Source organism: Nitrosospira sp. Is2, assembly GCF_033095785.1.
Taxonomy (GTDB): domain Bacteria; phylum Pseudomonadota; class Gammaproteobacteria; order Burkholderiales; family Nitrosomonadaceae; genus Nitrosospira.
On sequence record NZ_CP137134.1, the window covers coordinates 74,831 to 98,425 of the forward strand.

The following is a 23,595-nucleotide window of genomic DNA, read 5'->3' on the forward strand; positions in this document are numbered from 1 at the left end:
GATGTAGAGTTGAAGAGGCTACATCTGTTCACTAGCAGACAGGCTGGCAGAGATTTCGCTTGATGGATTTTCCAGGACTCAAAAATGGACGGGGGGTAGAAGCTCGACCATGGTTTTAAATCAAAGTCGGCGCCGTGATCGCCGCGGCAACATGATCGCCGCCCATGCGCCTCAAGATATTCTTCTCAATATCGTTTATAAGTTACCGTGCGCAGGTTGAACTTGCGTTTTTTGGCGAGAATAATTAGCATCATTTATCGGGGATTTGGCAGCCTCCCCATTCAAGACGCTTGCGTCCAAGGCTTGCTCCAATCCTAGCGGGGAAATTCCCGATAGAGGAGAGTGTTTGGACGTCCTGCGCGAAGGTAACAACGTACCCAATCCAGATACATCCCCTCCCGTTACGCTTGCACAAGCCACTTTATACTGGCTAAAGCTCGGATTCATGAGTTTTGGTGGCCCTGCCGGGCAGATTGCGATCATGCACCAGGATTTGGTCGATAAAAAACGCTGGATTTCAGAAAGCCGTTTTTTGCACGCCCTGAATTATTGCATGGTCCTGCCTGGCCCTGAAGCACAACAGCTGGCAACCTATATCGGCTGGCTCATGCATCGCACTACAGGCGGTCTTATCGCCGGCACGTTCTTCGTATTGCCCTCTTTCTTCATTCTCGTCGGGCTGGCATGGGTATATATGGCTTACGGCTCGGTTCCCGCCGTTGCCGGCATGCTCTATGGCTTCAAACCCGCAGTGGTGGCCATTGTTCTATTCGCCGCTTACCGGATCGGATCGCGCGTGCTGAAAAATCGAGTGACATGGAGCATTGCCGCGCTCGCATTCCTGGCGGTCTTTATTTTGAAATTACCGTTTCCCTTTATCATTTTGGGGGCGGGTCTGATTGGTTATTTGGGCGGACGCATCACGCCGGGTCATTTCAGGATAGGGGGTGGACATGGTGACGCCAGAAAAGAATCTGCAAGTGCCTGGATAGATGACCATACCCCCACGCCGGCCCATGCCTTGTTTAGCAGGATAAAGTTTATTCGAGTGGCGGCCGCAGGTCTTGCCATCTGGGGGACTGCTATGGGCGCTCTTTTCCTCGCCTTTGGCGGGAACAGCATATTTATCCAGATTGGCTGGTTCTTCACCAAGGCGGCCTTGCTTACTTTTGGTGGAGCATACGCCGTGCTGCCCTATATTTATCAAGGGGCAGTTGAGCATTACCAATGGTTGGCCCCCCATCAAATGATTGATGGGCTTGCATTGGGTGAAACCACACCCGGACCCCTCATCATGGTCGTAACCTTCGTCGGGTTCGTCGGTGGATGGGTGAAGGCAGCTCTGGGTCTGGATGCGCTGTTTGCCTCAGCTTTTATCGCCTCTACCGTAGCCACTTTTTTTACCTTTCTGCCGAGTTTCATTTTTATCCTGCTAGGCGGTCCTTTTATAGAAACCACCCATGGGAATCTGAAACTTACAGCTCCACTTACTGGCATTACCGCCGCAGTCGTGGGTATTATCGTCAACCTCGCCCTGTTTTTCGCCTACCATGTTTTCTGGCCATCTGGCATGAGCGGTCCCCTTGATGTACTTTCCGTCATGCTTGCCGCTATCGCAATGGTTGCTTTGTTTCGCTTCAAGGCAGGAGTCATTCCCGTCATTCTGGGATGTGGAATCATCGGTATGGCGCTGAATCTGCTAACTCCTGCAATTATTGCCTCGGGCTTGGCTTTTTAATCAGGGAGGAACTGCGATGTCTAATCCCGAACGTTTTCCAAAGAGAGGAAGCCTGAAGATTTTTTCGCTGTAGCCGGCCGGGAACGTATTTTCGCTGGAGGATTAACAGGCGTCTGTTCCCTCGCGGAGGCGGGTAGAACAAGCAACATGAATCGTACTCATCGATAAGATCGACGGGTGCACTAAGATAGGGCGCGTATTGGCATTATCTGTTTTAACGATAAGCGACAGAATTTTTTGAAGGATGGGTATTCTAAGTGTTACAAAACAGGATCGAGATCTCACCATCGCGATCAATGGAGGTGCCCTGAAATGAAGGCGGCCATAGCTATGGCAGCAGGGTTGAGCGTTATCATGGGAGCATATGCAATGGAGAAAATCACGACTTTACGCCCGGCGACGGAGTATATCGTTCTGGGCATGGGTTGCTTCTGGGGCGTGGAAAAGCGCATGGGTGAAATCCCCGGTGTTGTAGACGTGGAAAGCGGCTATGCGGGTGGCGATCTTCCCAGCGCCGGTTACCAGGATATCCTTAGTCACGAAAGAGCGCTTCGCACCGGTAAAACTACAGCGCGCAACCATGCGGAGGTGGTCAAGGTGATTTTCAATCCAGCCGAGGTAACCCTGGAAACAGTGTTAGCCAAGTTTTGGGAGAACCATAATCCCACTCAAGGCGACCGCCAGGGGAACGATGTCGGCAGCAATTATCGCAGCGCTATCTATTACCATGACGCGAACCAGAAGGCTGCGGGACTTGCAACCCAGGCAGTTTATCAAAAAGCACTCAATGCTGCGGGTTACGGCAGGATCACTACCGAAATCTTGCCGCTGAAGAATTACATTACCGCTGAGGAATACCACCAGAACTATCTGAAAAAGAATTCCGATGGCTATTGCGGACTGGGGGGTATCGGAGTGAAATACCCCGATTCCGCCAAAAAAGTTGGGCAGGCGGAGACATCCTCCATCTCCTCCGGTACCTCTGCGGACTCTGCAACGTCCAACACCATAGCGCAGCCACTGAAGAGCGGCGATCTGAACCTCACTCGACAGTTGGTGGCATTCGAGGCCGAGCATTGCGAATTTTGCGAGCGCTTCGAAAAGGACATCATGAGTTCCTGGCAAGCGGAAGTGCCCATTGCAAGGACGCTGAACTCAAGTCCCCCCAGCGGCTGGACATTGGAGAAACCCTTGTTCGCGGCACCCACCATCGTGCTGTTCAAGAACGGCAAGGAAGTCGCCCGCTACACGGGATACAACGGCGAGAAATCCAATTTCTGGAAATGGCTGGGCTTTCAGCTACTGTCGCCCGAACAGCAGAAAATCGCCTTCAAGCAAGGCACCGAGCCTCCTTTTACCGCGTCCAATCTGGATGAAAAGCGTCCTGGGAGATTTGTCGACCCCGTCACAGGCGCAACGCTGTTTTACAGCAATACCAAATTTGACAGTGGAACAGGGTGGCCCAGTTTCTTCGATCCCGTGGAAGGGGCCATCACCCTGCACGAAGACAACTCGCACGGCATGAGGCGGATCGAAGTGCGTAGCGCAAGCTCGGGCATTCATCTCGGCCATCTATTCAACGACGGGCCACCGCCGAGCCACAAGCGCTATTGCATCAATGGAAACGTTCTGAAATTTGTCGCCGACCGTTAAGTCCGAACGGGTCATATAACCAAGGCAACGGAAACGGTTTTGTCGTTGTGTCCAGCGCCGAGCCCTCCACGCCCGTTCCCAGTGCTTGCGCTTGTGGGCGTGATTCCGACCTGGGGCTATAGCAGCAACTGGGGTTATGGTGCAAGTGGCGGCCTCGGCCTTTCGCTGTCGAGGGCAAGCCGGGGCAGCGACGACGTGGCCCGATGGGCCCGTGGCGGGCACGGGCAAGGCGAGGGATAGCGGGATGCAAAAAAAAGAAAAAATGCAGTTCAAGCGGCAGAACCGAGTCTCTTTTACCGGACCATTATGCACTGGCCCATCTCCAGCGCCAGCGCTTCGCTTCCATAGCCCCAGACGGCGGTAAATCTTGCTGCTTCTCCTTCCCCCGGCACAGGTTTAGCCTTATTGCTGGCTTTGATTGTCAGAGACACAATGATGGGTTCATTTCCGGGGTGAGCCGCGGGCATTAACGGCCCGATTGCCGTGAACGTCCCGGTCGCGGTGTTGGCAAACACGGTCGCATTGCCTGCATAGCAGTTCGTCCATAAACACGCGGCTAGCTCATGGTTTTCCGGTCGATAAGTGAACGACTCCGCATGCGAGAAATCGTTATTCATGGTTTCACAGCCCGCCGCCGTGCATTCATGCTTGATATCCGGAGTGCAGCGATATTCCGAAATCACGGCCGGTGAGCCCATCGCCGGGCTCAGGAGCAACGTTGTCGCCGAGCCCGAACACAACGCAGAACACAATGCCCAGCGCAACCAGCACGGCCGAATGCAGCCGTTTAGGAGTCCTGGCGGTTCGTCGCGGCAACTCTCACGAGTTCTCGGGGTCCACAATCTCGAATCCCCATTCCCTCAACTGGGCAATGAAAGAAGACAGATCCCTGGCTGTTCCTCTTTGCACATGCATGAGGACATTGAACACGGTGTTGCGCGGTTGTTGCGCGAACTGGCTCTCGATCATTGAAATCTTCTCCGCGCCCAACCCTTGGGGCGTCTTCCAGTCCTCGGTATCAATATCCCAGGTGACGATAGTCAGCGAGAGTTCTTCGGCGACCTCGGCTAATTCGGGATCAATGTGGCCGCGAAACCCACCCCCACCATACGGGGGCCGGACTTTCGTCGGAATTACTCCTGTGGCATCGACAATAACAGCCTGAGTATCCTTCAGCTCCAGTCTCACGTTTTGCGCTGGCGCTCTTGCCAGGTCAGCATGGCTCCAGGAATGGTTCTGGATGGAATGCCCGTCGCGCACAATCATTCTCGCCGCGTCAGGATACTGCTCCACCTCGCTGCCAAGTACATAAAACTCTGCTTTGATTTCGTTCAGACGCAGCGTTTCGAGGATACTTTCAAGCACGCTCCATGGGGCGGGTCCATCATCGAACGATAGTACGACCGATTTGCCATCACCCAGCATGTTTCGCCCTCCGCAATAAAGTCAACGATCAACTATTACCCTGGTTACCACAGACCGCATCGGCGTTCAGCCGAACGTAACGGCGGTTCTGCCATCCGTCGCCGGGCACTTAAAATTGCCGTGAACGTCCCCATCGCTGAATCCCGCGAACACGGTTGCCCTTGTTGCCTTACAGCAGTTCGCCGATAAGCAGGCGGATAACTCGAGCTGTTGGGTCCATAAGCGAACGGCCCGGGATGCTGAAATGCGTTATTCATGGTTTCGCGCCCGGTCGCAGTACGCTCATGCTTGATATCGGGGCTCGGCGATATTCTGAAATCGCGGACGCAAGGACGATCACCGGGACCAGGAGCAACGCTGCCGCAGCCCCCGGGTGCAACTTCCCGCGCACCCAGTGTGGGCGAAGCAGACCGCCAATAGCCTGGCGGTCCACTTCGAGAGCCGCTGTCAGAAGATTTCAGGTTCCCCAAACGTGAATCCCCATTCCGACAACTGCTCGATGAACGCGGGGAGTTGCGCCGCTGTCCCTTCGTTCACATGCAAGAGGATGTCGTACTCGGTTTTGTCAGGTTGTTGGAGGAACTGGTTCTCGATATCCGAATACTTTTCAGGACCCGGGCCCTGTGGCGCCAAGGTGTCCCTTGAATCGATATCCCACGTGACAATCTCCAAGTCGAGTTCCTTGGCCACAGCGGCCAATTCCGGATCGATGTTGCCCTCAAAGCCCCCGGCTCCAAATGGCGGGCGAACTTTCGTCGCGGTTACCCCGGTGACATCTTCAATGACATCCTGCGTTTGTGACAGCTCCAGCCTCACCTGCTCCTCGCTCGCAGTGGCCAGGTTAACGTGACTCCAGGAATGATTTTCAATTTCATGCCCTTCGCGCACGATCATTTTCGTTTTCTGGGGATTCTCCTCCACCTCGCTGCCGATGACGAAAAACTCGGCTTTTATGTCTTCACGGTGCAGCGTCTTCAGAATATCTTTAAGCGCTCCTATAGGCGCGGGCCCGTCATCGAACGTCAGCACGACCGTTTTGCCGTCACCCAGTTTGCCATCACCCCCGTTGCCATCATCCCCTTTGTCATCATGCCGTTTGTCATCACCCCGTTTGTCGTCACCCCATCTGTCGTAACCCCGTTTGTCGTCATCCCGTTTGTCATCATCCCGTTTGGCATCATTCCGTTTGGCATCATCCCGTTTGTTATTGTTGCTCATGTTTCCTCCACTCAGAAAAAGTCTACAATTAATGCTACTTAAGAGTCAGGCATCCCTGAAGTCATTGAGGCAAGCCTGACCGACTTTTCCCTCTTTGTTGTTGGGCACTCCGGCCCATTTTGCTCTATAAAGGACATGTGCAGGCGTAGTGCCATCCCTGCGGTGCTACGCTTTAATTTCTAGACCAACTCAAACAGATAGTCAAGTTTAGCGATTTCGCACCCGACGCTATCGGAAGGTAAGCTGGTCCGCTGGACTCTCTGCATTATTTTGCAATTACCAAAAGGAGACGACATGAGTGATTATCGAGTGGGCGTAGTGGTAGGCAGCCTTCGCCGTGATTCCTTCAACCGCCATCTGGCTGAAGCCATTGTGAAACTGGCGCCGCCGGAGTTCTCGTTCAGGCAATTGCAGATTAGCGGCCTGCCGCTCTACAATCAGGATGACGATGCCACCCCCGCCGCGCCGGTCAGGCGCCTGAAAACGGAAATCGCAGATTCGGATGCCATCTTGTTCGTCACCCCGGAATACAACCGGTCAATGCCTGGCGTCCTGAAAAACGCGCTCGACCATGCCTCGCGGCCCTACGGCCAGAGCGCCTGGGCGGGCAAGCCGGCGGGCGTTATCGGAACTTCGCCCGGTTCCATTGGGACTGCCATCGCGCAACAGCATCTGCGAAACTCGCTCGCCTACCTGGATATGCCGACGCTGGGGCAACCCGAAGCTTTCATTCAGGTAAAAGAAGGGTTATTTGACGGGGCCGGAAATATCGGCGATGAAGATAGCAGGAAATTCCTCCAGAACTGGATGGACCGTTACGTTGCCTGGGTAAAGAAACACGTCGACAAGCACTGAATTTCCGCCGTTGCGACGGCGGTCCCGGCTGGCAAGACAGGAAACGGGCGTGGCGCCTGCTTATCGCGGCGGTAGGGGAGCAACTGATAGACAACGGGCAGTCTATAAACAAAGGAGATCGATATGGAATCGAAACCTATTACCAATACGGCAGACCTCGTACATACTGATGATCTGTTCGCGCGTATCAAGTGGCTGGAACAGGAATTGAATTACCGCTGTACCGACGAATACTCCGAAGAATTAAAGGCGCTCAAGTCCCTGGCGAGAAACGTCGAAAACATCACCTCGGAACACACCTACCAGCGTAGTGCGGAACTTATCCGCGACGGTTACCTGCCGGAATACAGAAAAGGCCTGGACGAGGCAGCGAGAGGCAACGCGAAGTTCAGTTCGGTCGATTTCGATGGCGTGACGTACTGGCTACGCCATTGAAGCCCAACGGCCATTAGAGCGGCGATTCGAGCCCGACTTCCTGCTGGCCACGACGCCGAGCAGGACAAGCCCGGCAAGCATCAGGGCATAGGTGGCGGGTTCGGGAATAATCGCAGCGGTGGCAACCAGCTGCCCCATATTATTAATCCCCCCCGCTTGAGTCAGGATTACTCCATCCGGCAGGTGCACCAGCGTATTGAGATCGGTCATCCCTACGCCATTAGCGCCGGTTATAAAAGGGTGCGTCACCCCTGGCGTGCCGTCAAAAAACGAATCCCCCACTACCTGCGCGGCGTCGTTGATGGCCTTTGCGAAACTGAAATTACCGCCGAGCGTCCCTAGGTCGGTCATGCCGACGCCATCGGGACCCGTAATGAAAGCATGGCGATCCCCTCCGGTCGTATCGGAAAACCCTACTACCCGACCGGCGCCGTTTATCCCGAGCGCCGAGCTGAACCCGCCACCAAGGGTGCCGAGATCGGTCATGCCGGCGCCGTTCGGGCCTGTGATGTACGCATGGCTATTACCGGTGGCCGTGCTGGAATACCCTACCACGCGCCCGGCAGCGTTGATGCCAAACGCATAGGTTTCCGCTCCCCCGAGCGTTCCGAGATCAGTCATGCCCAGCCCGTTGAGGCCGGTGATAAAACCATGCCTGCCCCCCGAGCTTGTATCGGAATATCCGACGACCTGTCCGGCGGCGTTGATTGCCTGGGCAGCGCTATACGGCCCACCCAGCGTCCCGAGGTTGGTCATCCCCGCCCCGTTGGCCCCGGTGATAAAGGCATGGGAACTGCCTTCCCCCACTGTATCGGACCATCCAACCACCTGGCCGGCGCTATTGATTCCTTCAGCCACATTGTTCCGCCCGCCCAGCGTGCCAAGATCAGTTATCCCCGCCCCGTCGGGTCCGGTGATAAAAGCATGCTGATCACGCCCTGCCGTGACGCTATACCCGATCACCTGTCCCAGATCGTTGACTCCGCGGGCAAAGGTGTCTCTTCCGGGAAAAACAATCTCGGTAGCTTGCCAACTGTTCGTATCAATGAGGTAAGAGGTCGTCCGTGCCGTTTGGGCAAAGGCTGCCGACCCCATGGTGAGGCCGGCGCCCAGCAGTGCCGCGAGAGCAGTCTTGCGAATTTTTAACCCGTAATCGATTGAGTTCATGTGAAAGGCCCCAGCTAAAGTAAGATGCGGTTAGAGACCGAAAGACAGTTCATTTACGATGGAGCGGCCCACACGGCTACATGAAAGCACGCATTCATGTCTCAGACTAGATCACACACACGATTTGTCAAGGGAAATAGCAAATGAAATAGCGGGGAGATGGCCGACAGGCCACGCTTTCCTGCAGGTCAAGTGAGCACCGGGTAAACGCAACAGCGCAAAATGGATATTCATTTTCTCCGTAACCGGCAACATCCGGGATAGCTGTCGCGCTATCGAAAATAGCGAACAGACTATCTTTTACGGCTGTTCTCACTCGCGCAACACGGCAATTCTATGCTATACATTATTCATAACAATCAACAAGGGGAGTTCGATAATGGCGACGAATGAAGGCGAAAGCGCTGGCGTGCCCGGGACTGAACAAGCGCGACCCGGCCCGGGATTTCGCCGACGGGTGGTGGTGAAATTCAAGGAACATGTCCAGTTACCCCGCGAGGACACGGCCCGAGCGTTGGAAAGCACGGGGGTGGGTCCATGGAACGCGCTGGCAGCCCAGTTCGAGGGGATCACGCTTGAACCCCTCCTCTCCATCCAGCCTGAGCAGTTTGCCGCGCTGGCGGAGCGGGCGCGGGCGCTGGATCCGTCCTTCCGCGCCGCCAACCTCGGCGCTTATTTCGCGGTGAATCTGCCACTTGGAACGAATGCTGAAGAACTGGTGAGGGCGCTGTTGCAATGGGATTCTGTCGCCATTGCCTATGTCGAGCCGCCGCCTGTCGAGCCGCCGCTTGTAAACCCCGCGGATGATCCCCGCTTCGCCAACCAGGGATACCTCGACCCCGCTCCTGATGGCATCGACGCTGAGTACGCCTGGAACTTTCCCGGCGGGGACGGCGCCGGACAGGCGCTGGTGGATATGGAATGGGGTTGGACCTTCAACCATGAAGATCTGGCAGCGCATGGCATCACGCTTATCTCGGGGCTGAATCACTCCTATTTCTTCCACGGGAGCGGCGTGCTGGGAGAAATCGCGGCGGCGGACAATGCCCTTGGATGCGTGGGCATCACGCCCGCGCTGGCGTCCATCCGCTGCGTGGGCCAGCATCGGGAAGGGGGCGGCTACAGCACGGCGCAGCCAATACTCGACGCGATCGCCGTCATGCAATTTGGCGACGTGCTGCTGCTGGAAGCGCAAACGAACCTGTTCGGCTACAACCTCGTGCCGGTCGAGATTGAACCGGCGGTTTTCGATGTGATCCAACTTGCGACTTCCCTGGGTATTGTAGTGGTGGAGGCGGGAGGCAACGGCGGCGTCGACCTGGATACCGTGGTCAATCCTGGCGGCCAGCAGATATTCAATCGCGCCAGCCCCGATTTTCTGGATTCAGGGGCCATCATAGTAGGCGCGGCGAGCGCCACCGCGCCGCACGCCCGGCTCGGCTTTTCCTGTCACGGCAGCCGGATAGACTGTTATGGATGGGGCGAGAGCGTGGATACCCTCTCTTCCGACGCCACCAACACCGCAACCAACCTCTATACCACCGGGTTCAACGGCACCTCCAGCGCCTCGCCCATCGTCACGGGCGCGGCCCTTGCAGTTCAGGGCCTGATGCAGGCGGCCAGCGGCGGCCGACTGGCGCCATGGCAACTGCGCATGATTCTCTCCGACCCCGCAAACGGGACCTCATCCCAAAACCCAGCCATGGACCGAATTGGCGTCATGCCCAACTTGCGCGCGATCATCGATGGCATGGTGCTCAATCTGTCGCCCGATATTTATCTGCGCGACTTTGTGGGCGATAACGGCGACCCCCACTTGGGCGCCATTGCGTCGAGCCCCGACATCATTCTGCGCCAGACGCCCGTGGCAGATCCTCAGGCGGCTTTCGGCGCGGGCAGCGGCACCGAGAACGACGTGACGCTGGGCTACGAGGCTGAAAGCGGGCAGGATAATTTCGTTTACGTGCGCGTGCGCAACCGCGGCGGCACGGCGGCCTCCAACGTAACCGCCACCGTCTATTGGGCGCCACCGTCAACGCTGCTTACCCCTGACCTGTGGACCCTGTTGGGAGCAACAACGCTGCCAAGCGTGCCAACCGGCGACTTGCTGACCGTCTCAAGCGCCATCACCTGGCCAGCGGCGGCCATCCCTGGCCCAGGGCATTATTGCTTTATCAGCATTCTCAACACCCCGCGCGATCCCGGCCCCACGCCAGCCGATTTAATGGTCTGGAATAACTTCACCACCTTCATCCGCAACAATAACAATGTCACATGGCGCAATTTCAACGTGGTTGATAACGTCCCGCCTCCGCGTGCCGAGCCCCCGGGTTATGTGGCCCTGCCGTTCATGGCCGCGGGTGCGCCTGACATGGCCCGCCGCATGCAGCTTGAGATTGTGTCGCGGCTTCCGGCCGGTTCGGAAATCATGCTCGAATTGCCTCCGGAGTTCGCTGAACGGTTGCGCGTATGCCCGCATCACATCGCTTCCGCGGCCTATCCCAGGCCCGACTCTCAGCGCGTGGTTCACATTGTCATGAATCCCTGCGGACGCGTAAGTTTTCCGCCGATCGCCTTCCCCGCCAAGGCGCAGATTCCGCTACGGTTGCTGGTGAAAATACCCGAGCCCATGCGGAAGCATGAGTTCGAGCTGTTTGCCCGGCAGACTTATGAAGGCGAGGAAGTCGGGCGAGTAACGTGGCGGCTGGCACCGCCGCGAAAACCAATGTAAGTGCACGGTTTACGCCGGGTTCATTCTTATCGCTGCGTTTTGACCCCGCCGCCACGCTGGCGGGAAACCGGACAGGCGGAGTGCGCCCCGGGCGCAAAGCGACGGAATGTGCTTCACCGAACAGATCAGGTACCCACCTCATCCTAAACTGGTGGAAAGCCCCTGCTTTCACTTTCAGGAGAATAAAATGGATAATGCCAGAATCGTAAGCATACTCAACGGCCTGATCGACATTTCACGGGATGGCGCCGCAGGGTTCAGGACCTGCGCCGATGACACGGACGATGCCACGCTGAAAATGTATTTTCAGAACCGCGCCCAAAGTTGTGATGATGGGGTTCGCGTATTAAGCGCCGAGGTGAGACGCTACGGCGGCGACCCGGACAAGAGCGGGAGCCCGGCGGGCGCATTGCATCGCGCCTGGGTGGATCTTAAAGCGATGTTGACTGATAACGATAACGTCGCCGTTCTGGAAGAATGCGAACGGGGCGAAGCTGCGGCGTTAATGGCCTACGAGAATGCATTAAGGGAAGAGTTGCCCGGCGAACTGCGCGCTATTCTTGATCACCAGTTTGAAGGCGCGAAAAGGAACCACGACCGGGTGCGGCAGCTGCGCGACACGGCCCGGCATCGCGCCGGGTCCGCCTGAACACCGAAGGCCGGGGAAGAGGCTAGTTGTGCGTCAAAAAACGGGCTTGTCCGTGTCGGGCTCAAGCTCGCCCCGCTTTTTATAAATTTCCTTTATAAATCCATCCGGCATATGAGCCGAAACGCGCGGAGCTCGTGCGCGGCGGCGACCCATACGACTGGATTGTTTGGGCGGGACAAGGTCATCCAGCCAACGCTGCAAGTTATGGTTTCGCCGTGCGAAATTCCAATAGCCGTGCCTGAACCAAGGCTATGGCTGCCAGCGCCTCTGTCCAACGTATCGAAACATAAATACCCCCGGTTCACCAGGACGGCGCTATTTCGATACGCGGTGAAGCGTAAGCGTATTCTTGTCCTGCATATTCAGCGTTGCTGTTTTGCCATCCGCGCTGATGCTGAAGGATACCGGGCCGTTGGTGGAAAAACCGGCGCAACCGTTGGTATCGTAGGTAAATCCCTTGATATTCAGAACTTTGCCGCCTGAATCATAAGTATATGAAGCAAACTCGACTCCCGGGTCGCCGCAACTCTCGTGATCGGCCGTTTTCACATCACCCACGGGATCGACCATCATGTATTTCCCGTTCGAAAAGAACAGGTACATTGGCGTCTTCATGCTGGCGGGGTCCGCAATCCACGCCCCGGTAATACCTTTCGGATCGTTCTCCATCGGGGAAAAATGGATTTCCTTGACCTCGGTCTTGATGGGCTCCTTCGAAGAGCTGATCTCGAGCGTACCGGCAATATGGAAGAGTTCACCGAAGAGACTCTTCTGTTCCCTCTTTCTTTGCACGGTGAAAATATCCGAGGTAATCAGGTTGTAGCCATCGCTACGAACTCGCCAGTTTGGGCGCGGATGCGACAGCCCAGCCTGAAGATTGGTATCGATTACAGGTTTTGCAGCGAATTTGAAGCCCCTGTTATTCACCCCGGAAAGGTGCGCGGTGCCGTATTCGACACCGGCTTTGCTGACCAGATTGCCGCCGCAGACGCGGTTGGTGTCGCAGGAGTCATCCGGCGTGGCCTCGCCTTGCAAATACTCGGCGCCGTTCGCGCCGGTACCTGCAATACGGATAATGGAAGCCGTCCCATCATCCTGCTTGACCCAGACCTGGTTGCTGAGCATGGCCATTCCCTGCGAAAGAAAGTGACCAGTGGCCTGCACGGGGGTTTTTACGGGCCCGGAAATGCCGGCCGCCTCTCTCGCCTTCTGCAACTCGGGGGACGCAACAAACGCAGCGGGTTCACTATCCAGTTTGATCGAGGCACTGAGGGCAGATGCGGCAGCGGCCGGGATAGAAATGCCGTTCGCCGGATTCCCATCCGCGTCCAGGGACTGAAACAGGACAAGGAGGTTTCGCAACCTGTGATCGTTATCCCCCGCCAATTCCATCGGCGTAATAATGGCCGCGCCCGGGACCTTGCCGAGCACCAGGCTGCCCAGCTTGAACTCTACCGTGTCGCCATGGTTAAACTTGAAAATCCCGTTCTCATCCGTGGTTCCGGTAGCTCCGGACGCCGCCGCGTACCCCACGCCACTTACCGCCGCATCCAGCAACTTTCCCGTCGTAGGGCCTTTTTCCGTCTTGCCGCCACCCCCGCCGCTACCACTGCCGCTGCCGCCGCTTGCTGAGGGTCCGCTTCCATCGCCGCACGCACCAAGACTCATCGCGAGCGCCAGAGTCAGCAAATGTTTCCAGGAGATAGCTTTTTTCTTCCCATCGCACTTCATGCAGGTAATCCATTCCGTTTAGATTGAGCAATTCTAAACTATAACGGCGTAGTCGTGAAAATCACCTTTGAATGTCGTCTCCATATGTCCTGTGCCGGCCGACGACCGAGGCCCCCGCGGCGCGGCAGGATCATACTTGCGAAATGCGGTCTACCGCACAGAAAACGGGGCCACACTTATTTAAATTGGGAGATGTTCTGTTGACTAACCGCGTGTAAAAAATGGTTGAATACGTCCCTTACATCAGATCCGCAGAAGGCCAGATAGAGCGGATAGCCCATGCCATCTTCAAAACCACCGGAGAGTCCCGCGACCCATACGTGCATGAAGAATCGCTCGTGGGTTGGCCGGAATCCAGGGTATTCTGGGCCAAGTCCGTAGGGCCTTGCTTAGGCATCGCTCCTTTCAAGCTTTAGGGCCGGTATAACGCCTGCCGGGCTGGACACTGGTCGAGGTTGAAGCCCCGCGGATCGCGGGGACGGAAGTATATTGCCGGCGGCAGATTAAACGAACCTGACAAGGTTCCTCGACCCCAACCATAAAAAGAGCGTTCGTCTCTTATACTTCTTCTTGAAATGTGTATCCCGGGAATCCCCTGCCAGGCAACATATTTTAGCAAGGCTGGTTGCGCGAACAGGAACGGTCTGAATTTATTCTCTATCCCACGATCCTTTGCGCTCTAACCCGGCCAGAAAATCTGTTGCCGTTTCTCATTCTTACCCGCCGGTCTCGTAGCCTGGTCTGTACGCCGATCCAATAACAGGCTACACGACTAAACAATATGTGGGCGGTGTCAGTTATGCGAGCGGTTTTAAGTCGGTTTGATGCCGGTTTTGTGTATATGTGAATGGCCGCGCGGGTGGGAACTGGCGGCTATCCGGATGCAAGCAATCGGCTTAAGGAATAAGGATCGCTGTAAGGAATTGCGATCAAGCAATCGCAATCAAGGACGGATGAAGGAATCACCCTGTTGAAGAAATTTACCGCTCACGCCGACCTGGTTCGACGTGAGCGGTATCCTCGTGACACAGTAAAAACGCGTTAGACGTTAAAAGGTTTACAGACGATTGCCGGGGTCAGAGCTAACCTTCGCCTTGATCTCCCGGTTATCGTCCTGGCGCGGCGCGTCCGATGCCGCATAATTACCCTTGGCGAGTTCGGCCGCCATGTTCCGGTGATGAGCAGCCAGCTTCACGTTGTCCTCTACGGCTCGCTCGTACCTGGAAAGTAAAGCCGCGGTATGAGATTTGTTATCCTGAGCCTGCCTGCCGTAGAGATAGCTTTTCTCCTCGTAATGCTGGAGCAGCTTCTTTTGCTCCTCTGCTTTTACGCGCAATTCCTTGGCAGTGTTTTGATAACGCTGCGCCAGGCGATCATGGTCTGCATGGGTTCGGGCGCTCTGCGTCGCTTTGCGAGCAGTCGCGTCCTCCGCCTCGAGCGATCCCATCTGTGCGCATGCGGTGAGAAAACCGAGCATGGACAAAACCGCGAGATGCTTTCCTATCGTCGTTTTCATGAGAGTAATAAACCCAAAAGGATTGAAAGTGATGTCATCCTATCGCAGTCAACACTATGAGTATATTGGGGAAACCCTTGTTTTACGCTAAGGGAAACCCTTAGACAACATTTTTGTGTCAGAAGTGTAAAATGCGGGGGTAATTACACGTAGGCGGGTCAAGGTGATAACTGCCTGAAGTGGTGGAACTAACCGGGGATTATGTACACGCGATTAAATCCCATGATTGCTGTATGGCAACGTGGCGCCGCGAGGACCGCGCTAACGCTCTTCCGAAATCCATTGGGTCGCATAACGTATCAGGTCGGCCCCGTCTTTCAAATTCAATTTGGACCGGATATTAAAGCGGTGCGTTTCGATGGTCTTGATACTCCGGCTCAGCAATTTGGCGATTTCCTGGCTGCTATGGCCCGACCCGATCAAGTGCAGTACTTCAAACTCACTCGGGGTCAGACTGTTGATCAGGGGCTCAGCCTGCCCGTTTCCGGTCGCGGCCCGATTCAGCATCCGGGCGTGCATCTGCTTGCTCAGATAAACATTCCCTGCCAATACCTCGCGAATGGCGGTTACCAGCACTTCGCCCGGCTCCTGCTTCATCACATATCCGCGCGCACCCGCCCGCAGGGCGCGCTGGGCGTAAACCGTTTCATCATGCATGGAGACAACCAGCACGGGCAATGCCGGGGCCACGGCATGAATGCTTTTTATGACCTCCAGCCCGGAGAGCGTCTTGAGGGAGACATCCATCAGAATAATATCGGGATGAGGCTCTGTCTTGAGCCTGGCCAGTGCTTCCGCGCCGTCGCCGGCCTCGCCAACGACCTCCAAGTCAGGTTCCAGATTGATGAGCATCGCCATGCCATGACGCAGCATGGCATGGTCATCCACCAGCATCAGTTTTGCTTTAGAGGCCGCCATATCAAACCGTCCGCATTTCAAGCCGCACTTCGGCGCCGCCCTCGGGGCGCCTCAGGAATTGCAGGGCGGCACCGAGTTGCCTGGCGCGATATTTCATGATCTTGATGCCCATCCCGGGCGTGGGTCCGGATCTCGTGCTGGTGCCGGCAAATCCGCGGCCATCGTCGCAGATGGAGAGGCGGAGCATGCCATCGTCCGACTCCAGCAAGATGATCAGATGTTGCGCGCCACCGTGGCGTATGGCGTTGTTGACCGCTTCCTGGGCGATCCGGTAAAGATTGAGCGCGAGATTGTTATCGGTGATGACAACCTCGTTTTTACACGAAAAATCACAACTGATCTTGTATGTGGCGGCTATTTGGGACGCAAACGCATGCAAAGCGGCCGTCAAGCCCTTGGTTTCAAGTTCAAACGGAAGCAAACCCTGGGCAAGCTGCTTGCACTGCATCACGGCCGTCTGAGCCTGGGCCGCGATGGACGCGGCGACGGTGGCAACATCGCTGCTGCTGCCCGACGCGGTTATCTTTTTCTCGAGGGCCTTCGCCTGGTATCCAATGGCCGCGATCTGCTGTCCAAGGTTGTCGTGCAACTCCTGTCCAAGCGTACGCTGGTGTTCTTCCGCTATCGAAACAAGCGTCTGCTCCAGCAGCTTGCGTTCAAGCCACCGCTGCAGGTCGCTGGCGACCGCATCGATCAGTCTCTGCTCTTCAGGCACCAGAAATGGTTTGTCGTCCGGATAAAACACGCGCAATTGGCCGAATACCTTGTTGTTGGCGCTGATCTCGGACCGCAGCTCGTGCGTGCGCCGCTCGCTGTGGTTCGCGGATACAAACCGCCTGCCGCCCAGTTCGATCACGCCAGAGGCAAGTTCCGGAAATTGCATCGCGGGCAGCAGGTGCTCGAAAATCTGCCCGCAGGCCCGGTCAATTGAGAGCTCCTGCCCCAGGCCGCGGCGAATCTCATAAAGACAGGTGATTTCCTTGAGACGCTCGCGCAGGGCCTCGTCAATCTCCTTTCGTTCCAGCCACATCTCCAGATCGCTCGCGACCGCGTCGATCAACCGCTGCTCTTCCGGCACCAGGAATGGCTTGTCCGCCGGATAGAATACCTGCAACTGTCCGCAGACCTTGCTATTGACCCTGATCTTCGATTGCAGCGCGTTCGTCAATCCCTGGCGGTGATTCTGCGACGTGAACCGGTTGCCGTCGAGCTCGATCACGGCGCTGGCAATTTCCGGGAACTGCATGGCGGGTATGAGATGCTTGAAAATATGCTCGCAAACGTCATCCACGGACAATTCCAATCCCATCCCCCGGCGAATCTCATACAGGCAGGTAATTTCCTTCAAACGCTCGTGCAACACTTGTCCTGCGCCTCCATGGCCTTCCGCCACGGCAACGCCCGCATCCGCGGGGCTATTTTCATTGCCGCTCATAGAGGATCCCAAGGTTTCATCGATTCCATAGTTCCGTTGATTCTGTGTCAGCAATTGCATCCCTCTGCATCGCTTGCTTCATCTGTCCGGCCTGAGCTCTTCCCCTGCCCGGCTCCCTGTAGAGCGGCGCGACGCTTCGCACCCGCGCCTCAGCCTTTAAACACCTTAAAAGCTTTTAAATGCTATCTGCTTCAGGCACTTTACACGCTCAAATATCAAGACATATCTTGCCGAAATGGCGTTTGCTCTCCTGATAGCGAAAAGCCTCGACGATCTGTTCCAGGGGAAAATGCCGGTCGATGACAGGGCGTAATCCAGTCGCCTCGATTGCCCGGCTCATGTCCATTTGCCAGCGCCGGTTGCCAACTACCAGGCCTTGCAGGCGCAACTGGCGCGTAAGAACCGTGTGCAACGGCAGCGTTGCCGTCACGCCTGAAAGAATGCCGATAACGGCAATATGACCGGCGATACGGGCCGCCACCAGCGACTGCGCCAATGATGACGGTCCCCCTACCTCGATGACGTGATCGACCCCCCGGCCGCCAGTCAGGCGGCGCGCCGATTCTCCCCAGTTTTCATCCTTGCGGTAATTGATCAGGTAATCCGCGCCCAGCCCTTTTAACCGGTCGAGTTTTTCATCGCTGGATGAGGTGGCGACGACCGTCGCACCGGCTGCCTTGGCGAACTGCAGGGCGAATACCGAAACGCCGCCGGTTCCCTGGACAAGCACGGTTTCGCCGGGTTTCAGGCCTCCATCCACCATTAACGCCCGCCAGGCCGTCAACCCGGCGCAGGTGAGCGTCGCCGCTTCCGCGTGGCTATAGCCCTTCGGAGCGCGCGTGAATGCAGTCGCCGGCATGGTTACCTGCTCGCGCGCGTAGCCGTCGATTCCGTCGCCAGGAACGGTGTGGAAATCGCCGATCTCTGATTCGCCATCCAGCCAGGTGGGAAAGAACGTGCTGACGACATGATCCCCAGGCGCGAACTCAGTCACGCCCTCGCCAACCGCGACGACCTCTCCCGCCCCATCCGACATCGGGATGCGCGGCACCTTCGGTCCCCACATTCCGCTCACCACCGCATAATCATGGTAGTTGAGCGAGCTTGCGCGTATTCTCACCGTCATCTCATTCGCTTTGGGCGGAGACGGATCGCTGCTGCCGAACGTGACGCGGTCAAACCCGCCACCCGGCTGTACATAAACCGCCTTGTTGGTCATAGTCATGATTGCCGTCCCGGAAACTGCAGCATCAAATTGAAACGATGCCGCATACTTTATCAGGTCGCGCACCACTATACGACCCCCGCGGAACACCCTCCCCCGGCGACATTATGTCTCTGCAGCGCCGCCCGGCGCTCGTGCACGGCAACAGCATAATAAAAACAGTTCCTTCCACACTACGTACTACACTTAGTAAGCGGTGGCTTGAATTCCGCACCGTGGCTTATCGAGGCTTCTTATTTGTCTCCTTATATTGTGTCTCTTATCGCACGCATCCGGCAGGCAGGTTCGCCGTCCGGTCCGGCAATTATTGTGTGACTGAACATCTGGAGATTCCGTACCTTGACGGGATCGACAGGCGTTCTTCGATGAAGGAACGATCATGTCCCAATACGACGAAAACAGAGATGGCACACACGAAAATCGGCTACCTGTAGATGAGACGGACAACGCAGCTGTTGCACTGGCCGAGCTGCGCAACGCAAGGGATGTCGCTTCCGGCGGTATAGCCGGTGGAAGCCCCTCCGAAAACATTATCCACCCCCAATGCCATAGCAGGCATGACCGCGAAATTCCGGAAGTCGATCTGTTGTCCCCGCTAACCATTCGGAGCATCAACTTCCGCAACCGGATAGCGATGTCGCCCATGTGCATGTACTCTTCCGAGGACGGTTTTGCCAATGATTTTCACCTCGTTCACCTGGGTAGCCGGGCCATTGGCGGCGTGGCGCTGGTGATGGTCGAAGCCACCGCGGTCACCGCCGAGGGACGTATCTCCCCGGCTGACATGGGAATCTGGAAAGATGAGCATATCGAGCCGTTGGCCCGTATCGCCCGGTTCGTCGCGGCGCACGGCGCAGTCCCTGGCATCCAGCTCGCTCATGCCGGCCGCAAGGCAAGTTGCGATAGTCCATGGAACGGCGGCAGCAGCCTGAAAACCCCTGAGGAGGGCGGCTGGCAGGTGTTGGGGCCCAGTCCCCTGCCGTTCGACGCCGGCGACCCCGTTCCAAAACCCATGTCCGCGGCGGACATCGCACATTGCATCAGTGCCTGGGAAGCAGCCGCGCGCCGCGCGCTGGCCGCCGGGTTCAAGGTCATCGAGCTCCACGCCGCGCACGGATACCTGATGCACGAGTTTCTCTCGCCTATAAGCAACAACCGCACTGATGAATATGGCGGCAGCCTCGAGAACCGCATGCGGCTACTGCTGGCGACCGCCACGCGACTGCGCGACGTCATCCCGCAGGAGCTGCCGTTGTTCGTGCGCATCTCGGCAACCGACTGGGCCGATGGCGGCTGGGATATCGCACAGTCCATCGTGCTTTGCCAAAAACTCAAGACGCTCGGCGTGGATTTGATCGACGTTTCCTCTGGGGGAACCACACCGGACGCGAAGATCCCCGTAGCCCGAGGCTACCAGATCCCGTTTGCAGCGCGTATACGCGATGAAGCGGAGATCCGCACGGGCGGCGTGGGCCTGATTGCCGACCCGCAATTCGCCGATGAAATCATCACCAGCGCGAAGGCCGATCTCGTTTTCGTCGGGCGGGAACTGCTGCGGGAACCGTACTGGGCCATCAAGGCGCAACACGCGGTGGAAGTGGAGCCCTCCTGGCCTACCCAGTATGGCTATGCAGTCAGGCGCCGGGCAAAATAGGCGGGTTGGCGGGGAAGTTCAGAAAAGAAATAAGGGAAAACGGTTTTATATCGCGGTGATCCGATCGGGCAGACTTTCTCTCTCCGCTTTCTCTTCGTGAGAGACCTGAAACGGTCCCCGGTGTTATCCAAGCGTCAATGACTTAAATCGACCCGTCCGGTTTACCAACGGGTCCTTATACTAACTCCCCCATTTATCAGGGTATCAACGCTACGGAAGAGATTGAATCGTTCGGAATGCCAACATCTTCCACCCAGTTGTAGAGGCCAGGTCCAAAGATAGTGGAATCAGGCCCGCTATAATTAGCATCACGGGAAAACTGCCACTCGCCAGACACAACGATGTATTTGCTCTATCTACCAATCCCGATGCTATAGTTAACTTATAACTTGATCCGCAGGAAGGTTCGCAGAGGAGAGCAGTATCCCAACTCTCAGAGACAAGTCAGGAAAATTATGAATAAACATCTTTCCAAACTCTTGCTTGCAATCCTGGTATGGGCGAGCGCATTCGGGGTTCATTCCCAGGAGCGACCGCACAGACCGGCATTGAAAGAACATAAAAGTATTGCAGTCCCTATTTGGACCGTGCTTGATACGAAAGACAAGCCCCCTTCGTCTGCACGTGAGATGGAATCTCCTAAACCAATACCGCCAACCGTACCAACGGTTGTGGACAGAATCCCGCCCAAGAAAATTGGTGATCTGAGCTGCCCCCAGGTCGATGACGCTGCTAAACAGGCGTGCAATGACACGTGCGCACAGCATCCTAATACGCCCTGCGCACTGCTATGTACATATCGGAAGAATGATGAGGGGATATGCGTTTTGTGGGTCGAATGTACTTCTGCTTGCGGTGAGATTCCAGCAGAAGTCGAGACGCCTACTGGTCGATGAGAAAGGCGGCTCTGTTGCAAAAAAAGGACGAACCAGAAAACTATGCGTGTGATCTGATTAATCGCTTCTTATTTTTTGCAACAGAGCCTGTTATTTCATATACCTAGACAACCACTCTTTGCCCGCTTGTTCCCGCGTATGTCCGTAGCAAAATAATCGCCTGTACGCTCAAATAGAGCGATTCAACCGATCGACCGGAACCTTGAAAACAGCGATTCAAGATTCGACTTCGCCCGCCCTGGTTTTAGAGCGGACTTAATCAGACAGTAGTACAGATCCAGCGGGAAAGATGTGATGAATCTCACAAGTCACATGCTATAAGTGGAAGAAGAAGTACGGCGGACTGGCCTCTCAAAGGGAAAAAGGGAGAAAGAGAAACAAAAGTATCGTCCTAACAGACAGTCGCTCCGACTTGTTTTGCACCGCAACCAAGTCTGATGAAATGTTTTAATGGGCCGCGGGACGTCCTTTGCGCTATTGCTAAGAAATAACGCATGTTTTATCACGACTTCGGAAGACAATATGGCTCGGGCAAAAAAAGCGTCATGGATACTTGCGATCATCCTCACCTTCGGGGCAGCAAGCGTGTGGGCGCACGATGAACATGAACCCGTGGGTAGCGCTTCCCCCGAAAAACTCGGGGAGGTGAACTTCCCGGTAAGCTGCAGCGCCGAAGCCCAGAAGGAATTCAACCGCGCGATGGCGTTAGCACATTCCTTCTGGTTCGATCCGGCGATCAACTGGTTCGGCACCGTGCTGCGCCACGATACTACCTGCGCCATGGCTTACTGGGGCGTTGCCCTGATGTCCCTGGGCAATCCGTTCACCTGGCCACCTGGCCCGAAGGCATGGAACGCCGGCGCAATAGCCTTGGCGCACGCCCGGCGCATACCCGCCCATACCGAGCGCGAACAGGATTATATTGCCGCGTTAGCCATCCTTTTCAACGATTGGGAGACAACGGATTACCGGCCGCGGGCATTGGCCTATGAAAAAGCGATGGAAGGGGTGGCCTCGCGCTATCCCAGCGACACTGAAGCGCAGGTCCTCTATGCGCTCGCGCTCAACGCAACCGCAGTGCCCACCGACAAAACGTTCGCGAATCAGCTCAAAGCCGCGAGTATTCTGGAACCGTTGTTCAAAAAATACCCTGACCACCCCGGTGTCGCCCACTATCTGATCCACACCTACGATTATGCAGAACTGGCTGAAAAGGGCCTGCCCGCAGCGAGGATCTACGCAATGATTGCGCCCTCCGTCCCGCATGCGTTGCATATGCCCTCGCATATCTTCAGCCGTGTGGGGCTCTGGCCGGAGATGGTGGAGAGCAACCAGGCCTCCTATCGCGCGGCCAGGAGCGAACTCAAGGACGCGACCCTCGGCGTTGGCGCTTATGACTCGCTGCATGCCATGGACTACATGGTTTTCGCCCACCTCCAGCAAGCGCAGGACAAGGCAGCCAGGCGCCTGGTCGACGAAGCCAGATCGATCCGCAAGGTCAACGTGGAAAATTTCCCCGCGGCTTATGCCTTCGCCGCTATCCCGTCCCGCTTTGCACTGGAACGCAGCGACTGGAAAGGCGCGGCTGCGCTCGAGCTGTCGCCCGCAGAGCTGGCCTGGAACAAATTCCCGCAGGCTGAAGCCATTCTCGTCTTTGCCCGTGGGCTCGGCGCCGCGCGGAGCGGAAACACTTCCTCCGCGCGCGAAGATGTCGCCCGACTACAGGCGCTAAAGGAAGCGATGACCGCCGCCAAACTGGACTATTGGGCGGGACAGGCAGCCTTTCAAATCAAGACGGTCAATGCGTGGCTTGCCCTTGCGGACAAGCGCAATGACGAGGCCGTGCGCCTGATGCGTGCGGCCGCGGAAGCGGAAGAAGCAAGCGACAAACATCCGGTGACCCCGGGCAATGTCGCCCCCTCCCGTGAACTGCTGGCGGAGATGCTGCTTGAACTCGACCGTCCGGCGGAGGCGTTCGCCGAGTTCGAGCGTTCCCTGAAGCGCGATCCCAATCGCTTCCGCAGCATTGCCGGCGCAGCTCGCGCCGCGGAAATGGCACGCAACCGAAATGATGCCCGAGATTATTATGGAAAGCTTCAGAGCGTGGCCGCCGACCATGATAGCGAGCGCCCTGAACTGGTCCGGGGAAAGGCCGTTCTCGGGAAATAGCGGCTCCGGTCGACGGTTCATGCAAGCCGCGCACCACGGGAACCGCGGGCGTGAAAACGGGTCCATTATAAATTTGCCAGTCCGGCAGCCAAGCTTGCCCCGAGCTTCTGCCGATGGCCTTGGGAGGCGCGCAAATGCTGCACTGGAATAGATACATCACGCCAGGTTTGTGAGAAAATG

18 protein-coding genes are annotated in these 23,595 nt (G+C 56.6%); 9 read left to right on the forward strand and 9 right to left on the reverse strand.

Annotated features, from left to right (window positions below):
• Window positions 1-355: 355 nt before the first annotated feature.
• The 3 genes from chrA (at window position 356) to R5L00_RS00350 (ending at window position 3,631) form a co-directional block, all read left to right on the forward strand.
• A complete protein-coding gene (gene chrA, locus R5L00_RS00340; RefSeq protein ID WP_317654207.1) occupies window positions 356-1,738 on the forward strand; it encodes a chromate efflux transporter in 1,383 nt (460 codons plus the stop codon).
• Window positions 1,739-2,050: 312 nt separating this feature from the next.
• Complete coding sequence (gene msrA, locus R5L00_RS00345; protein ID WP_317652782.1) at window positions 2,051-3,391, forward strand: peptide-methionine (S)-S-oxide reductase MsrA; 1,341 nt, start codon at window positions 2,051-2,053, stop codon at window positions 3,389-3,391.
• 99 nt (window positions 3,392-3,490) lie between these two features.
• The gene (locus tag R5L00_RS00350; protein ID WP_411555570.1) at window positions 3,491-3,631 is read left to right on the forward strand and encodes a DUF3309 family protein; all 141 of its coding nucleotides are present in this window, start codon (window positions 3,491-3,493) and stop codon (window positions 3,629-3,631) included.
• 53 nt (window positions 3,632-3,684) lie between these two features.
• On the opposite strand, the gene R5L00_RS00355 is transcribed toward R5L00_RS00350, so the two are convergent.
• The 3 genes from R5L00_RS00355 to R5L00_RS00365 all read right to left on the reverse strand — a co-directional run bounded on the left by R5L00_RS00355 (window position 3,685) and on the right by R5L00_RS00365 (window position 6,034).
• Window positions 3,685-4,008: a hypothetical protein gene (locus tag R5L00_RS00355; protein WP_317652784.1), complete on the reverse strand. Its 324-nt coding sequence runs from the start codon at window positions 4,006-4,008 to the stop codon at window positions 3,685-3,687.
• Window positions 4,009-4,210: 202 nt separating this feature from the next.
• Window positions 4,211-4,816, reverse strand: a complete 606-nt coding sequence (locus tag R5L00_RS00360; RefSeq protein WP_317652785.1) for a polysaccharide deacetylase family protein — start codon at window positions 4,814-4,816, stop codon at window positions 4,211-4,213.
• A gap of 447 nt (window positions 4,817-5,263) precedes the next feature.
• Window positions 5,264-6,034: a polysaccharide deacetylase family protein gene (locus R5L00_RS00365; protein WP_317652786.1), complete on the reverse strand. Its 771-nt coding sequence runs from the start codon at window positions 6,032-6,034 to the stop codon at window positions 5,264-5,266.
• Between the two features lie 294 nt (window positions 6,035-6,328).
• On the opposite strand from R5L00_RS00365, the gene R5L00_RS00370 reads away from it, so the two are divergent.
• Window positions 6,329-6,889, forward strand: coding sequence for an NAD(P)H-dependent oxidoreductase (locus R5L00_RS00370; protein ID WP_317652788.1), 561 nt, complete (start codon window positions 6,329-6,331; stop codon window positions 6,887-6,889).
• Between the two features lie 123 nt (window positions 6,890-7,012).
• On the forward strand, window positions 7,013-7,324 hold the full coding sequence (locus tag R5L00_RS00375; RefSeq protein WP_317652789.1) for a hypothetical protein: 312 nt from the start codon (window positions 7,013-7,015) through the stop codon (window positions 7,322-7,324).
• On the opposite strand, the gene R5L00_RS00380 is transcribed toward R5L00_RS00375, so the two are convergent.
• On the reverse strand, window positions 7,313-8,491 hold the full coding sequence (locus R5L00_RS00380) for a PEP-CTERM sorting domain-containing protein (RefSeq protein WP_317652790.1): 1,179 nt from the start codon (window positions 8,489-8,491) through the stop codon (window positions 7,313-7,315). The two genes, R5L00_RS00375 and R5L00_RS00380, sit on opposite strands and share 12 nt — an antisense overlap.
• Window positions 8,492-8,870: 379 nt before the next feature.
• Here R5L00_RS00380 and R5L00_RS00385 point away from each other — a divergent pair, with 379 nt between their 5' ends.
• The gene (locus tag R5L00_RS00385; protein WP_317652792.1) at window positions 8,871-11,222 is read left to right on the forward strand and encodes a S8 family peptidase; all 2,352 of its coding nucleotides are present in this window, start codon (window positions 8,871-8,873) and stop codon (window positions 11,220-11,222) included.
• Between the two features lie 187 nt (window positions 11,223-11,409).
• Complete coding sequence (locus R5L00_RS00390; RefSeq protein ID WP_317652793.1) at window positions 11,410-11,871, forward strand: PA2169 family four-helix-bundle protein; 462 nt, start codon at window positions 11,410-11,412, stop codon at window positions 11,869-11,871.
• A gap of 315 nt (window positions 11,872-12,186) precedes the next feature.
• Here R5L00_RS00390 and R5L00_RS00395 read toward each other — a convergent pair whose 3' ends face one another.
• From R5L00_RS00395 to R5L00_RS00415, 5 genes are all read right to left on the reverse strand, one after another.
• Window positions 12,187-13,602 carry an adhesin gene (locus tag R5L00_RS00395; protein WP_317652794.1) on the reverse strand — a complete coding sequence of 472 codons (1,416 nt, stop codon included), beginning with the start codon at window positions 13,600-13,602 and terminating at the stop codon, window positions 12,187-12,189.
• Between the two features lie 1,057 nt (window positions 13,603-14,659).
• Window positions 14,660-15,118, reverse strand: coding sequence for a hypothetical protein (locus R5L00_RS00400; protein ID WP_258192539.1), 459 nt, complete (start codon window positions 15,116-15,118; stop codon window positions 14,660-14,662).
• Between the two features lie 261 nt (window positions 15,119-15,379).
• Window positions 15,380-16,036: a response regulator gene (locus R5L00_RS00405; RefSeq protein ID WP_107692852.1), complete on the reverse strand. Its 657-nt coding sequence runs from the start codon at window positions 16,034-16,036 to the stop codon at window positions 15,380-15,382.
• 1 nt (window position 16,037) lies between these two features.
• Entirely contained in the window at window positions 16,038-17,471 is a 1,434-nt protein-coding gene (locus R5L00_RS00410; RefSeq protein ID WP_107693433.1) for a sensor histidine kinase, read from the reverse strand.
• Between the two features lie 208 nt (window positions 17,472-17,679).
• Entirely contained in the window at window positions 17,680-18,696 is a 1,017-nt protein-coding gene (locus R5L00_RS00415; protein ID WP_317652796.1) for an NAD(P)-dependent alcohol dehydrogenase, read from the reverse strand.
• A 379-nt stretch (window positions 18,697-19,075) separates the two neighbouring features.
• Here R5L00_RS00415 and R5L00_RS00420 point away from each other — a divergent pair, with 379 nt between their 5' ends.
• Entirely contained in the window at window positions 19,076-20,350 is a 1,275-nt protein-coding gene (locus R5L00_RS00420; protein ID WP_317652797.1) for an NADH:flavin oxidoreductase/NADH oxidase, read from the forward strand.
• Between the two features lie 1,418 nt (window positions 20,351-21,768).
• The gene (locus R5L00_RS00425) at window positions 21,769-23,415 is read left to right on the forward strand and encodes a hypothetical protein (protein ID WP_317652798.1); all 1,647 of its coding nucleotides are present in this window, start codon (window positions 21,769-21,771) and stop codon (window positions 23,413-23,415) included.
• The last annotated feature ends 180 nt before the right edge of the window (window positions 23,416-23,595 follow it).